The organism is Actinoplanes sp. ATCC 53533 (genome assembly GCF_003947245.1).
The window spans coordinates 1-12325 of record NZ_QHHV01000227.1 but is presented as its reverse complement, the minus strand read 5'-3'; the positions used below and the strand labels follow the sequence as shown (position 1 = coordinate 12325).

Here is a 12325-nt window from a genome sequence, read left to right as displayed (position 1 = left end):
GCTTGTGGGTTGACCGTGGCTGCGAGCACATCGCGCACCTGCTCGACCGACGCCTCGTCGGCCCGGACGTAGATGGTGGTCGGGGAGCCGTCGAAGTCGAGCAGGCGCTGGGCGACGGACCAGCCGACGAGCGCGGCCGAGTCCAGTTCGGGGGCCAGCGGGGTCGGTGCCAGGATGCCCACCACGCTGAACCACGTGCCACCCAGCCAGACCCTGGGTCCGGGTGTCCCGACGCCGAGGCGTTGCGCGGAGCCGGCGCCGAGCACGACGGTCGGCCCGTCCGGTCCTTGGCTGAGCCAGCGACCTCCGGCCAGGTGAACGCCGGCGTTGTCGAGGAGGTCCGGCTGCGCGGAGAGTACGGAGATGCTGCCGTTCTCGCCCGCCGGGATGTGCTCGTTGCGGTAGACCTTGGCATCGAGTCGGCCGGTGGCGGTGACAGCCTGGACCGGTCCGATGCGCCGGACCATCGCCAGCGACTCGGGGGGCAGGTGTGCGTCCGCGCCGGAGAAGGTCTGTCCCGGCGCCACCGTGAGCAGGTTCGTGCCCAGGGCTCGCAGAGTGCGATCAAGGTCGGCGCGGCTGGAGGCGGAGATCCCGACGACGGCGAGCATCGCGGCGATGCCGATCGCGATGCCCAGCGCCGACAGAACGATCCTCAGTGGACGCGTACGAAGTCCGGCGGCACCGACCCGGACGACGTCGTCCGGGGCCAGCCGGGCGGGACGCGGCGGCGGCCTCAGGAGCACGCTCATGACTCCCCCAACCGGCCGTCGCGCATCGTCAGGCGGCGCGGGAGTCCCGCGGCGATGCCCTGATCGTGGGTGATGATCATGACGGTGGTGCCGGCCGCGTGCAGACCGCGCAGGAGGTCCAGCACGCCGGCGCTGGCGACCGAGTCGAGATTGCCGGTCGGCTCATCGGCGAGCAGCACCGCCGGGTCGCCTACCACCGCCCGGGCGATCGCCACCCGCTGTCGCTCCCCGCCGGACAACTCGTGCGGCCGATGGTGTGCCCGGTGCCGGAGACCGACCCGGTGCAGGGCCAGGGTCGCGCGGCGGCGTCGCTCCCGCCGTCGTACGCCCGCGTAGAGCAGCCCGTCGGCCACGTTGTCGAGTGCGGACACTCCGGGGGCCAGGTGGAACTGCTGGAAGACGAAGCCGATCGTGGTGGCCCGCAGGGCGGACAGCGCTCGGTCGGGCAGGGTCATCACGTCATGGCCGTCGATGTGTATCGTGCCGGCGGACGGCCGGTCCAGCGCACCGAGCAGGTGCAGCATCGTCGACTTGCCCGAGCCCGAGGGGCCCACGACGCCGACCAGCTCGCCGGCGGCCACGGACATCGAGACACCGGTGAGCGCGGTGACACCGCCCGGATAGGTCTTGCCCACGTCGATCAACTGGATCATGCGGGCATCCCCACGATCATGCCGTCGGTGAGGCCGGCACCGCTGACCTCGGCGCGTCCCTCGGCGAACATGCCGACCCGCACCGCCAGGTAGCGCGACGTGCCGCCCTCGACCACCTGCAGGCCGTATCCGCCGTCGGCGAGCGCGAGCAGGGCGGCGACCGGCACGGTCAGGACGTTCTTGCGCTGCCGGCCGGTATAGGTCACCTCGACCGGGGATTCGCGCAGGTCGCCCGTGCCCTGACGGCCGGTCGGCGAGATGGTGACCGGCACCGTCGGGTCCTCGCCTTCTTCGCCGGTCGCCTTCGCCGCGACGTGCGTGACCGTGCCGGGTACCTTCTTCCCGTCCGGCAGCGCCACGGAGACCTGCGCCCCGGGTTTCGCCCAGGCCGCGTCGTCGGCCGGCGCGTTGACGGTGACGACCGAGCCGGCACCGGTGTAGGTGAGAATCTCGCCGCTTCCCGGATCGCCGATCCGCACCTTGAGCTCGGCGATCCGGATGGTGGCGGGCACCACGACCGCCCACGATGTTGTGACGGTCCCGGTCTGTGGCAGGGCGAGTCGTTTCTGCCAACGTCGTACGGCCCGGGCGGTCGCGGAACTGTACTCGTCGTTGACGGTGAAGCCGTCGTAGCCGAGCGCGCGCAGATCGCGTTCGAACTGGAGCACATCCGGGCCCTCGGTGCCGGGTGTCAGCGGCCGGTACAGCGGCAGGACGCCGTTGAGGAGCACCACGGGTCGGTTGTCGATCCGTACCACGGTGTCACCGCGCGTCATCGTGCGGTTCTCCTTCGGCAGCCAGGTCACGGTGCCGCCGGCAGTCGATTTCATCGGGACCGGCTCCCCGTACCCGAGCTTGCCGTCGACCGTGACCCGCTCAGCCAGGGTCTGGCGCCGCACGGTCGAGGTCGCGCCGACCGCCGGAGGCGCGGCAGCCACCTCCTTCCGGTTACTGAGGATGACAGCGGCCGTGCCCGCCGCGCCGAGCGTTACCAACGCGACGACCAGCACCAGAGCTGTTCGGCGGGTCATCCGTCGACCCGGATGGCCGGCATGGCACCCTCACCGAACTGCTGGCATTTGGGCGCGACAGCTTGGAGTTCGTCGATGACGCCCGTCTTGTCCTTGCCGACGCTGAAGTCGCCGGTCTCGGGATCGGGGTCGGGGAAGTCCGGCAGGCCGTTCTCTCGGACGCACTTGGCGAAGTCGCGGCGCTTCGCGATGTCCTCCGCCGACATCTTGGCCGGCTCTCCGCCGTTGGGCAGAAACTCGCGGCACTTGCGCGACGCGGCCGTCACCTTCTCCTCATTGGCCTTGTCGAGGGTGAGCGGGACCATGCCGTCCGGGCCCGGGTCCGGGATGTCGACGCCTTGTTCGCGCATGCACTGCGCGAATTTGCGGCCTTGGGCGGCGGCGTCCGCCGCCGGCGCGGCCGCGGCGCTGGCGGCGGGGTTGCCACCGGCCGACGCGACCTTCGGTTTCTCCTGCTTGGTCGCGCAGCCGCCGAGCACGGCCACGAGCAGCACCGGTACGGCGATCAGCCGAGCTTTTGGTCCGAGTGTCATCTTGGCTCCTTCGAATCGGGAGCCACCACACCAGTTCGCCCGTTAAACGGTCATTAGCGATGGCGCTAACAGCTTTCTAACGGCTCGCCGGGCACGATGAGCGGATGCGGATATTGGTGGCGGAGGACGAAGTCGTGCTGGCGGACGCGATCGCCGAGGGCCTCCGGCTGCAGTCCCTCGCCGTCGACACCGCCTACGACGGTGACGCCGCGCTGCGGCGCCTCGCCGTCAACAGCTATGACGTCCTCGTCCTCGACCGGGACCTGCCGGTGGTGCACGGCGACGACGTGTGCCGGGCTGTCGTGGACTCCGGCTGGGACGTCCGCATGCTGATGCTCACCGCCGCCGGTGACCTCACCGACCGGGTGGCGGGACTGGCGCTGGGTGCCGACGACTATCTGCCCAAGCCCTTCGCGTTCGTGGAGCTGATCGCCCGGGTCCGGGCCCTCGGCCGGCGCGCCCATCCGGCTGCCCCGCCGGTCTTGGAACGCGCCGGGCTCCGGCTCGACACCACCCGCAGGCAGGTCTACCGCGACGGTCACCACGTCGCGCTGTCCCGCAAGGAGTTCGCCGTGCTCGAAGAGCTGTTGCGTGCCGACGGCGCGGTGGTGAGCACCGAGCAACTACTGGAACGCGCCTGGGACGAGCACACCGACCCGTTCACCGGCGTCGTGCGGGTCACCGTGCTGACCCTGCGCCGCAAGCTCGGACCGCCACAGGTGGTGACCACGGTGACCGGAGTGGGATACCAGATTCCGTGACGACGCACCGACTGACCGTCCGGGCCCGCCTCACCGCCTTCTACGGAGGGCTGTTCCTGCTGGCCGGGACCGCGCTGCTCGCCATCACCTACCTACTGCTCGCGCAGGCGCTGAACAGTCGGAGCTTCAGTCGCTCCGCCATCATCGCCGTACCCGGAATCGCGATCACCGTGCCGGACGGCACCCTACCGACAGAGACCGAATCCGGCGTGGCCCAGCCGGCCGAGCCGCTGAACCTGACGCCCGAAGAGCGGCAGCAGGCCGAGGAGACCTTGCAGTTGGCCCGGGCGCTCCAGGTCCAGTTCCGCCAGCAGACCCTCACCTCCCTGCTGCGCCAGGGCACCCTCGCCCTGGCCGGGGTGGGCCTCGTCGGCATCTGGCTCGGCTGGCTCGCGGCCCGCCGGACGCTGCGACCGCTGCAGGAGATCACCGCGACCGCCCGCCGCGTCGCCGAACGAAACCTGCACGAACGCATCGGTCTCACCGGTCCGCAGGACGAACTCCGGCAACTCGCCGACACCTTCGACGACATGCTCGCGCGCCTCGATGCCGCATTCGGCTCCCAGCGCCGCTTCGTGGCGAACGCCTCGCACGAACTGCGCACCCCGCTGACCATCAACCGGACCCTGATCGAGGTCGCCCTCAGCCACCCCGACCCACCCGCCGAGTTGCGCCAGCTCGGCGCGACCCTGCTGACGGTCAACGCCCGGCACGAGAGACTGATCGAGGGACTGCTGGTGCTCGCCGGCTCCGAACAGCGACTCACGACCCACGACCCCGTGGACCTCGCCGCGGTGACGACCCGCCTCGTCACCGTCGCCCGAGCTGAGGCCGCGGCCGCCGACATCGACCTACGCCTGTCGACAGCGCCGGCACCGGTGACCGGCGACCCCGTGCTGCTCGAACGCGCTGTGCAAAACCTGCTGCAAAACGCGATCGCCTACAACGTGCCCCACGGCACGGTGACCGTGACCTGCGCCGGGACCTGCCTCACCATCACCAACACCGGGCCGACGATCGCCGCGTACGAGATCCCGGGGTTGTTCGAGCCCTTCCGCCGCCTGACCGACCGGATCGGTTCCACCGACGGCAGCGGACTCGGCCTCTCGATCGTCCGATCCGTCGTGACGGCGCACGGCGGCGAGATCACCGCCGAGCCGCGTCCGGCGGGTGGACTGATCATCACCATGCGGCTCCCGGCGCGGGCGCAGCCCTCCAGCACCGGATGAGTCCCGAATTTCGCGGTTAATGTCGTAGGAAATCCGATCTGCCGTGCGCAGTGCCCGAATTACCACTCGGCGGCGAAAGTCGCGCATTGCGCGCCTCCTTGTCCAACGCTGTCCAATCGCGGCGGAAAATTGTCGCACTCTCCATTTAGGATGACGCGGTCGTCCGCCGCGGGGTGGGCAAATGGGGGTGGGGAATGAGTCTGACGCGACTGAAGTCGCCGAGGGTCCTGGCCGGCCTGATGGGCATGGCCGTGGTCCTGGCCGTGGGCTTGGCGCCAGGCAGTGCGATCGCCGACGACAAGGGGTCGGAGGCAGTCAAGCAGGAGGCCATCGCCAAGGCCGCGGCCAAGGCGCGGGGCAAGGCGAAGGACCCTTCGGCGACCCGCACCAGGCACCAGCAGCCGCAGGCGGAGCCGAGCGGCACCACGGTCGGGCTCGTGGTCGGCTTCAAGAGCGACGTCAGTGCGACCGCCTCGGCCCGGAGCCTGTCGGCGGCCGGCCTGAGGGCCTCGACCGCCAATCCGCTCGCCGCGCTGCGGGCTCACCGAGTGACGGTGGCCCGGGCCGACAGCGCCAAGATCGCCGCCGAGCTGCGCGCAGACCCGGCGGTCGCCTTCGTGGAGACGGACGGCGTCGCCTACGCGACGGACGTGACCCCCAACGACCCGGCATACCCCGACCAGACCGAGCTTCGGCAGATCACGGTCCCGGCCGCCTGGGACAAGACGACCGGATCGGCGGTCACGGTCGCGGTGGTGGACAGCGGGGTGACGCAAATCGGTGACCTCACCGGGGCGGTGCTGCCCGGCCGTGACTTCGTCAACAGTGACAACGACCCGGTCGACGACGATGGGCACGGCACCGCGGTCGCCTCGCTGATCGCCGGACGTGGCAACAACGGCGTGGGCATGGCCGGCGCCTGCTGGCAGTGCAAGATCCTGCCGGTCAAGGTGCTGGACGCGACGGGCAGCGGCTCGTACAGCAACGTCGCCGCCGGCATCGTCTACGCCGCCGACCAGGGCGCCAAGATCATCAACATCTCGCTCGGCGGCTACTCCAGCGCCGCCGTCCTGCAAAACGCGGTGAACTACGCCGTCGGCAAGGGCGCGGCGCTCTACGCGTCCGCGGGCAACGACCTGCTCTCAGACCGCCTCTACCCGGCCGCCTACGAGGGCGTGATCGCGGTCGGCGGCACCGGCGATGACGGCGAGCGCTACATCGACTGCTGGTTCATCTGCACCGGCTCCAACTGGGGCTCCGACTGGGTCGACATCGCCGCGCCGTTCTGCACCGTCGCGCAGAACCTGGCGGGCTTCGGCACCGCCGACGAGAGCGACGACTACACGACTTTCTGCGGCACCTCGGCGTCCGCGCCGATGGTCTCGGGCGTGGCGGCGCTGGTGAAGTCGCACAATCCGAACGCGAACGCCTGGTCGCTGAACAACAGCCTGACCTCGACAGCGGTGCTCCGCGTCTACACCAGCTTCTTCCGGTACGGCGAGATCCGCGCCGACCGCGCCGTGGTGACCGTCGACAGCACGGCACCGCGGATCACCGGTGCCACCCCGGCGAACAACACGCGGTTCCGCGGCGCCGTCACGCTCGGCGCGACCGGTGTCTCCGACGCCGGCGGCTCGGGCCTGCACCGCGGTGTCCTCTACGCCAACGGCAAGTACGTGGGCCAGGACTACAGCGCGCCGTTCGCGGTGAAATACAACAGCGGCAGGTCCAACGGCACGGTCAAGCTCCAGTGGCGGGTGTACGACCGCGCGGGCAACTCCGCCGTCTACAACCGCTCGCTGATCGCCGACAACACGGGGCCGAAGGTGAAGGTCACCAGCGCCCCGAAGAACGGCGCCAAGGTCAAGGGCACCGTCACGGTGAAGGCGTCGGCCAGCGACCCGAGCGGCGTCAACCGGGTCGAGCTCCTGATCAACGGCAAGGTGGTCGCCAAGGACACCAAGGCGGGCTACGCCTTCAAGATCAAGGTCTCGAAGTACGGCAAGAAGATCAAGATGCAGGTCCGGTCGTACGACAAGGTGGGCAACGTCGCCTACGCCCCGGCGCGGACCTGGAAGCGCTGACCTGATCCACAACCGCGGCATCCGGCGCTCACCGGGGGGCGCCGGGTGCCGCGGCCCGTTCGAGGGAGCAACGTGCGCAGGATTGCCGTTCTTCATCCAGGAGGATCCGCGGTGCCGTCGAGTGCTCAGTCCACCCACCCCCACCTCGGCGCGCGCCGGCGGCGACCGCGCCCGTTCGCGATGGTGATCGCGGCGTTGGTCGCGTTCGTCGCCTCGGCGCCGGCCTGGCCGCCCACTGCCGCGCTGGCGCTGCCATCGGACCACCCGGCCTCATATATCTCGTCTCCCGCGCCGGGCGGTCGGCTGTTCGTCGGCGAGCCGGCGTCGATCAGCGGCGGCGCGTGGAACGGCGAGGCCGGTGGGATCGTCGGGGTCGAGATCTCGCTGGACGGCGGCGCCACCTGGCAGGCCGCCGACCTCGCCAACGAGAGCTGGTCCTACTCGTTCGTCCCCACCGAGCCCGGAAAGATCCTGATCGTCAGCCGCGCCTCGACCGTCGACGTCACCGAGGTGCCGGTCAGCGCCGTGGCCGCGGTGGTCGAGCCGGACGACGTGTTCGACGCCCACGCTTGCCCATGTGCGCTGTGGTTCAACGCCACCGACTTCGTGATGGCAGCCGACCCTGATCAGCAGGCGGTCGAGTTGGGTGTGCGGTTCAGCGCCGACATCAACGGGTTCGTCACCGGCATACGTTTCGCGAAGCCCGTCGAAAACACCGGCTCGCACGTCGGCCGGCTCTGGGGCACCGACGGTGCGCTACTCGCCGAGGTGGCCTTCACCGACGAGACGGCCGAGGGCTGGCAGGAGGCCACGTTCGACCAGCCCGTGGCCGTTACGGCGAACACCACGTACATCGCGTCGTACTACACGCCCACCGGAAACTACGTCTCGACGGAAGACTATTTCTCTTCCGGCCGCGACTTCTTCAGCCGACCCCTGCGGACGGCGCACCTGTCCACGCCCGGCCAGCCATACACCGGCGCCGGGGTGTACCGCTACGGTGTGGGCGGCGGCTTCCCCGACCAGACCTGGCACGACAGCAACTACTGGGTGAGCCCGGTCTTCACGGCCTCCTGACCGGACGGGCCACCGAATGTCGGTCGTGGTCCGTGGTGCCAGACGCCCGGATCCGACCGGCCCTCTCGCCGAGATCCGCGTGCGACCACCATCCGGATTTCGCACTGTCTGACGCGGGGCTGACTGGCGGGCCGCATGGCGCTAAGTTGCCGGGCATGACAGAAAGTCCATATGAGACAGTCATGGGATTCCTCGTCGGGCCGTGGCTGGCCCAGGCCGTACGCGCGGCTGTTGATCTGTCGTTGGCCGAGCATCTCGCGGACGGGCCGCGGACGGCCGCCGAGATAGCCGAGGCCGAGGGTGCGGATCCGGACGCGACGGCACGCTTTCTGCGTGCTTGCGCTTCGATGGGGCTGGTGGCGTACGCGGAAAAGGGTTTCACCGGCACCGAGCTGCTGTCCGTCCTGCACCGCGACGCGCCGATGTCGCTGCGGGACCTGGCCGCGTCCCAGTCCAGCGCGTGCCTGTGGCTGACGTGGGCGCGGATCCCCGAGGCGGTCCGCAGCGGCGAGTCGCAGACCACGCAGGCGCTCGGCATGTCGTTCTTCGACTACCTGGCCGCGCACCCCGACGAGGGCGCGCTCTTCGGCGCCGCGATGGCCAGCATGTCCGCGCCGGTCATCCGGGATGCGGTCGAGGTGATCGACATCGCCGACGCCACCACTGTGGTCGACGTCGGCGGCGCCCACGGCTCGTTCGCCCTGGCCATGCTGGCGAAACATCCCGGCCTCCAGGCGATCGTGCTCGACCTGCCACACTCGCTGCCCGGCGCGCAGGCGGCGGCCGCCGAGCGCGGCCTGGACAGCCGCTTCACCGCGGTGGCCGGCGACTTCTTCCACGCGGTTCCGCAGGGCGACATCCTGCTGCTGAAGTTCATCCTGCACGACTGGTCCGACGACGATTGCGTCCGCATCCTGTCGAACTGCCGCGACGCCCTGCACCCCGGCGGGCGCATCCTGATCACCGAGATCGTCATCGACGACCACGCCCCCGGCATCGCGCCGCTGATGGACATCGCCATGCTCGCCTCCGCGGGCAGCCGCGAACGCACCCTGGCCGAATTCGACAACCTGCTGACCCGGGCGGGCCTGCACCGCACTGCGGCCACCGCGGTGGAGCCGCCATACGTCGTGATCGAGGCGACCGCGGCGGCCTGACCGCGCGCGCCGGGAAACCGCCGACGGCGCCACCATGAGGCGGGCGCTCGAGCAGCACGCCCCGCGGCCGCTGTTCGGCGACCCGCCGGCGGGCCGGATGCTGTCCGGGCCGGCAGACCTGGAGCGTCACGCCCCTCGGGAAGGGCCGCGATTCGACCAGGTCAGCCGCTCGTCCCGGCTTGGCCCCAGCTCGCCGATGGCCGCCGCCAGGTCACCGGAGAGGCGCTCGTGGCCACCCACCACGGTCTGCTACGTGAGCCTCGTGTTCAACGCACCCGCAAAGGTCCGCTGCCCAGATCCATCACGCCCCGAAGTCTGTAGGCTGGCGGTAGGCGGTGGATACCGGCGCCGGCCGTGGTCCACGAGCGTGACTTGGAGTCTCCGGCATCGTCTTGCCGATCACTGAGCCGTTTCAGCTCGGCGGTTGGATACTGAACGTGGCCGATATCCCGGTGCACGTAATCGAGGCTTCGAACTCGCCGAGGGCGCATGTCGTGCCCGGTGTCAACGATCGTGATCCCGGCTCCGACCCGGCCGATCCGTTGCCGTCCCCGCACACGTGGGTGCGCGTGCGCGGACCTGTCAGCGTGGCCGACGACTACATCGCGGACGCGGTCGAAGAGGCAGCACAGCGCCCTGCGCGCCGCACCTGGCTGGTGCGACGCATAGTGCGGCTGACACCAGCCGGCCACGGACACCGCGAGCTTCGGGCACAGCCGGCCGAGTCGGTCGACCACCAAAGCGACGCCAGCAGCTACCTGCTCGACCTGTTACTCCTGTGACGACCTAGCGCCCACGAACGGCGGCTACGGTCACCATGGCTGTGCTGCCGCCGGTGATCAGCACGTCGTTCCCGCGCCGGCCGCACCGCACCGTGCACGACCGCGACCGCGACCGCGACAGACACGGCCGGCGGCGACGGCGTCGGACACGGCCGGCGGAGGACACGGCCGGCGGAGGACCGATTCAGCTTGGCTCGCTCACACCGGCGTGCAGGTCAGGGTCGGCACGCTGTTGGTGCCGTTCCAGGTGGCGGTGAAGCCGAACACCGTCGACGCGCCCGCGCCGAGGCTGCCGTTCCAGGTCTCGTTGGTGACGTTCTGGGTGCCGCCGCTGGGCGTGTTGCGGCCGCCCCAGATCTGGGTGATCGTCTGGCCGTTGGCGAAGGCCCAGCTGATCCGCCATCCGGTCACCGCGGTCGAGCCCGCGGTCACGGTGACCTCGCCCTGGAAGCCGCCCTGCCACTGACTGACGATCCGGTAGCCGGCTGCGCATGCGGCCGGCTGACCGGTTGGCGGCGTCGTGGTCGGCCCCGTGGTCGGGCCCGTGGTCGGCGTGGTGGGTGTGGTGCTGGGCAGCTGGGAGAAGAACCTCCAGATCTCGCCGCCGGTCCAGGTTCGCGCGCCGCTGGTGCTGGTGGATCCGTCCACCGGCTCGGGGGTGTGGTCGCCGTCGAACGCGGCCCACTTCACCGGATAGCCGGCGCGGCAGCCGGCGTACGCCGTGACGATGTGGGTGAGGCTGCCCTGTCCCGGTTCCGGCGGGTTCTGGGCGGTGCAGCCGTTGTTGCGGACGAAGGTGTCGCGCAGCGATCGTCCGAGGGAGATGTTGAGCACGCTGTCATGAGTGCCGTGGATCCCGAGATAGGCCACGGGCTGGGTGCCGCCGCTGCAGCCGCTGAGGTTGGCGCCGGAGATCACCGCGACCGCCCGGAAGATCGTCGGCCGGGCACAGGCCACCGCGTAGCTCATCGCGCCGCCGTAACTCCAGCCCAGGGCGAAGAGCTGCGACGTGTCGACACACAGATCGCCCTCGATCAGCCGGGTGAGGTCGTCGACGAGGGTCAGGTCCCGGCCGCCGGTGTTGGCCCAGCCGTTGTCGATGCCCTGCGGCGCGACCAGGATCGCGGTGTTGTTCGACAGCTGCTGCTGGCCGTAGTACGCCCAGACCGCACCGGCAGACCCGCCGCTGGCGACGTTGCTGGCGGTTCCGTTCAGCCAGTGAAACGCGAAGATCAGCTTGTACGGGCGGTTCCGGTCGTAGCCGTCGGGAACCCGCAGAATGTACGTGCGATTCTGGCCGCCGCTCTGAATCGTGCGCGTGCCACTTGTCAGCGTGGGCGCCCTGCCGCATCCGGCCGTCGCCTCGGCGGCACCGAACTCCGCGGCGGATGCCGTTCCGCCGACGACGCCGGTCAGCGTCGCCGCGCCGAGCACCAGCGCGAGAACGGCCGCTCCCCCGGCGAATCTCCGTCGAGACATCACGTGGCTCCTTCCTTCAGGGCCGGCCACAGCGGCCGGCGCCGGGCGAATCGGTTCAGGTCGCGGTGTGCCTGGGTGCCCTCCGGCCCGGGGGATGGAACCCGGGCCGGAGAGCGGTGGGGGCGGGGAGAAGTCAGCCGGCCGTGCAGGATCTGATCTGGGGCCGGGCGGAGGAGTTGCCGTTGAACATGGTGGTGAAGCCGAACGTGTTTCCGGATCCGTTGGACTTCATGGTCATCACGGTTCCGCTGGTGTCCCAGGTCGGGCTGCCGCTCCAGGTGGTGGAGATCGTCTGCGGCGCGGTGATCACCACCACGGCGGTCCAGGCGCTGGCGCCGGTGACGGTCACCGACGTGTTGTACCGGTCGCCCCACACCGTGCCGGGCGTTATCGCCGCCGTGCAGGTGCCCGAGGTCGGCGGCGTCGTCGGCGGGTTGGTGGTGCCGCCGGAGTTGAGTGCGTTGAGGACGGAGGTGTAGGCGGCCTTCTTGTTGCCGGAGCCGTCGAACAGCAACGGGTTCTCTCCGGTACGCCAGGAGTCGCTGTCCCTGATGCCCCATACCGTGATTCCCGTGCACCGGGTCACCGCGAGGCAGGCCCTGGTGACGGTGCTGTAGATGTTGGCCTGGTTGCCGCCCTGTGCGATGTCCAGCTCGGTGATCTGGACGTCGACGCCGAGATCGGCGAAGCGCTGCAGGTTCGCCTGATACGTCGAGTCGATGCCGGTGCCCAGATGCGACTGGAAACCGACGCAGTCGATCGGCACGCCACGCGACTTGAAGTCACG

The 12325-nt window shown here is 70.2% G+C and carries 12 protein-coding genes; 6 read left to right on the top strand and 6 right to left on the bottom strand.

Features of this window, described 5'->3' with window-relative positions; translation table 11 throughout:
* The 4 genes from DMB66_RS50120 to DMB66_RS50105 all read right to left on the bottom strand — a co-directional run.
* On the bottom strand, nucleotides 1-752 hold a 752-nt coding region (locus DMB66_RS50120), incomplete at its 3' end, for an ABC transporter permease (protein ID WP_148112852.1).
* The gene (locus tag DMB66_RS50115; RefSeq protein ID WP_125811176.1) at nucleotides 749-1405 is read right to left on the bottom strand and encodes an ABC transporter ATP-binding protein; all 657 of its coding nucleotides are present in this window, start codon (nucleotides 1403-1405) and stop codon (nucleotides 749-751) included. The genes DMB66_RS50115 and DMB66_RS50120, both read right to left, overlap by 4 nt.
* Nucleotides 1402-2436, bottom strand: coding sequence for a peptidoglycan-binding protein (locus tag DMB66_RS50110; protein ID WP_125811175.1), 1035 nt, complete (start codon nucleotides 2434-2436; stop codon nucleotides 1402-1404). The genes DMB66_RS50115 and DMB66_RS50110 overlap by 4 nt, the downstream gene beginning before the upstream one ends.
* Nucleotides 2433-2969 carry a hypothetical protein gene (locus DMB66_RS50105; protein ID WP_125811174.1) on the bottom strand — a complete coding sequence of 179 codons (537 nt, stop codon included), beginning with the start codon at nucleotides 2967-2969 and terminating at the stop codon, nucleotides 2433-2435. Before DMB66_RS50105 ends, DMB66_RS50110 begins: the two co-directional genes overlap by 4 nt.
* A 104-nt stretch (nucleotides 2970-3073) precedes the next feature.
* On the opposite strand from DMB66_RS50105, the gene DMB66_RS50100 reads away from it, so the two are divergent.
* The 6 genes from DMB66_RS50100 to DMB66_RS50075 all read left to right on the top strand — a co-directional run bounded on the left by DMB66_RS50100 (nucleotide 3074) and on the right by DMB66_RS50075 (nucleotide 10059).
* Nucleotides 3074-3730 carry a response regulator transcription factor gene (locus DMB66_RS50100; protein ID WP_199753108.1) on the top strand — a complete coding sequence of 219 codons (657 nt, stop codon included), beginning with the start codon at nucleotides 3074-3076 and terminating at the stop codon, nucleotides 3728-3730.
* A complete protein-coding gene (locus DMB66_RS50095) occupies nucleotides 3727-4959 on the top strand; it encodes a HAMP domain-containing sensor histidine kinase (RefSeq protein WP_125811173.1) in 1233 nt (410 codons plus the stop codon). Before DMB66_RS50100 ends, DMB66_RS50095 begins: the two co-directional genes overlap by 4 nt.
* A 194-nt stretch (nucleotides 4960-5153) precedes the next feature.
* Nucleotides 5154-7043 carry a S8 family serine peptidase gene (locus tag DMB66_RS50090; RefSeq protein WP_125811172.1) on the top strand — a complete coding sequence of 630 codons (1890 nt, stop codon included), beginning with the start codon at nucleotides 5154-5156 and terminating at the stop codon, nucleotides 7041-7043.
* A gap of 111 nt (nucleotides 7044-7154) precedes the next feature.
* Nucleotides 7155-8120: a DUF4082 domain-containing protein gene (locus tag DMB66_RS50085; RefSeq protein WP_125811171.1), complete on the top strand. Its 966-nt coding sequence runs from the start codon at nucleotides 7155-7157 to the stop codon at nucleotides 8118-8120.
* A 182-nt stretch (nucleotides 8121-8302) separates the two neighbouring features.
* The gene (locus DMB66_RS50080) at nucleotides 8303-9277 is read left to right on the top strand and encodes a methyltransferase (RefSeq protein ID WP_199753107.1); all 975 of its coding nucleotides are present in this window, start codon (nucleotides 8303-8305) and stop codon (nucleotides 9275-9277) included.
* Between the two features lie 392 nt (nucleotides 9278-9669).
* On the top strand, nucleotides 9670-10059 hold the full coding sequence (locus DMB66_RS50075) for a hypothetical protein (RefSeq protein WP_125811169.1): 390 nt from the start codon (nucleotides 9670-9672) through the stop codon (nucleotides 10057-10059).
* Between the two features lie 198 nt (nucleotides 10060-10257).
* Here DMB66_RS50075 and DMB66_RS50070 read toward each other — a convergent pair whose 3' ends face one another.
* Both DMB66_RS50070 and DMB66_RS50065 read right to left on the bottom strand, forming a co-directional pair.
* A complete protein-coding gene (locus tag DMB66_RS50070; protein WP_125811168.1) occupies nucleotides 10258-11538 on the bottom strand; it encodes a cellulose binding domain-containing protein in 1281 nt (426 codons plus the stop codon).
* Nucleotides 11539-11671: 133 nt separating this feature from the next.
* Nucleotides 11672-12325, bottom strand: a 654-nt coding sequence (locus DMB66_RS50065) for an endo-1,4-beta-xylanase (RefSeq protein ID WP_148112851.1), incomplete at its 5' end; no start/stop codon positions are given.

Coding starts and splice junctions, on each gene's coding strand:
- DMB66_RS50105 (WP_125811174.1), bottom strand. CDS start 2,969: ATGACACTCGGACCAAAAGCTCGGCTGATCGCCGTACCGGTGCTGCTC.
- DMB66_RS50080 (WP_199753107.1), top strand. CDS start 8,303: ATGGGATTCCTCGTCGGGCCGTGGCTGGCCCAGGCCGTACGCGCGGCT.
- DMB66_RS50100 (WP_199753108.1), top strand. CDS start 3,074: ATGCGGATATTGGTGGCGGAGGACGAAGTCGTGCTGGCGGACGCGATC.
- DMB66_RS50110 (WP_125811175.1), bottom strand. CDS start 2,436: ATGACCCGCCGAACAGCTCTGGTGCTGGTCGTCGCGTTGGTAACGCTC.
- DMB66_RS50115 (WP_125811176.1), bottom strand. CDS start 1,405: ATGATCCAGTTGATCGACGTGGGCAAGACCTATCCGGGCGGTGTCACC.
- DMB66_RS50090 (WP_125811172.1), top strand. CDS start 5,154: ATGAGTCTGACGCGACTGAAGTCGCCGAGGGTCCTGGCCGGCCTGATG.
- DMB66_RS50070 (WP_125811168.1), bottom strand. CDS start 11,538: ATGTCTCGACGGAGATTCGCCGGGGGAGCGGCCGTTCTCGCGCTGGTG.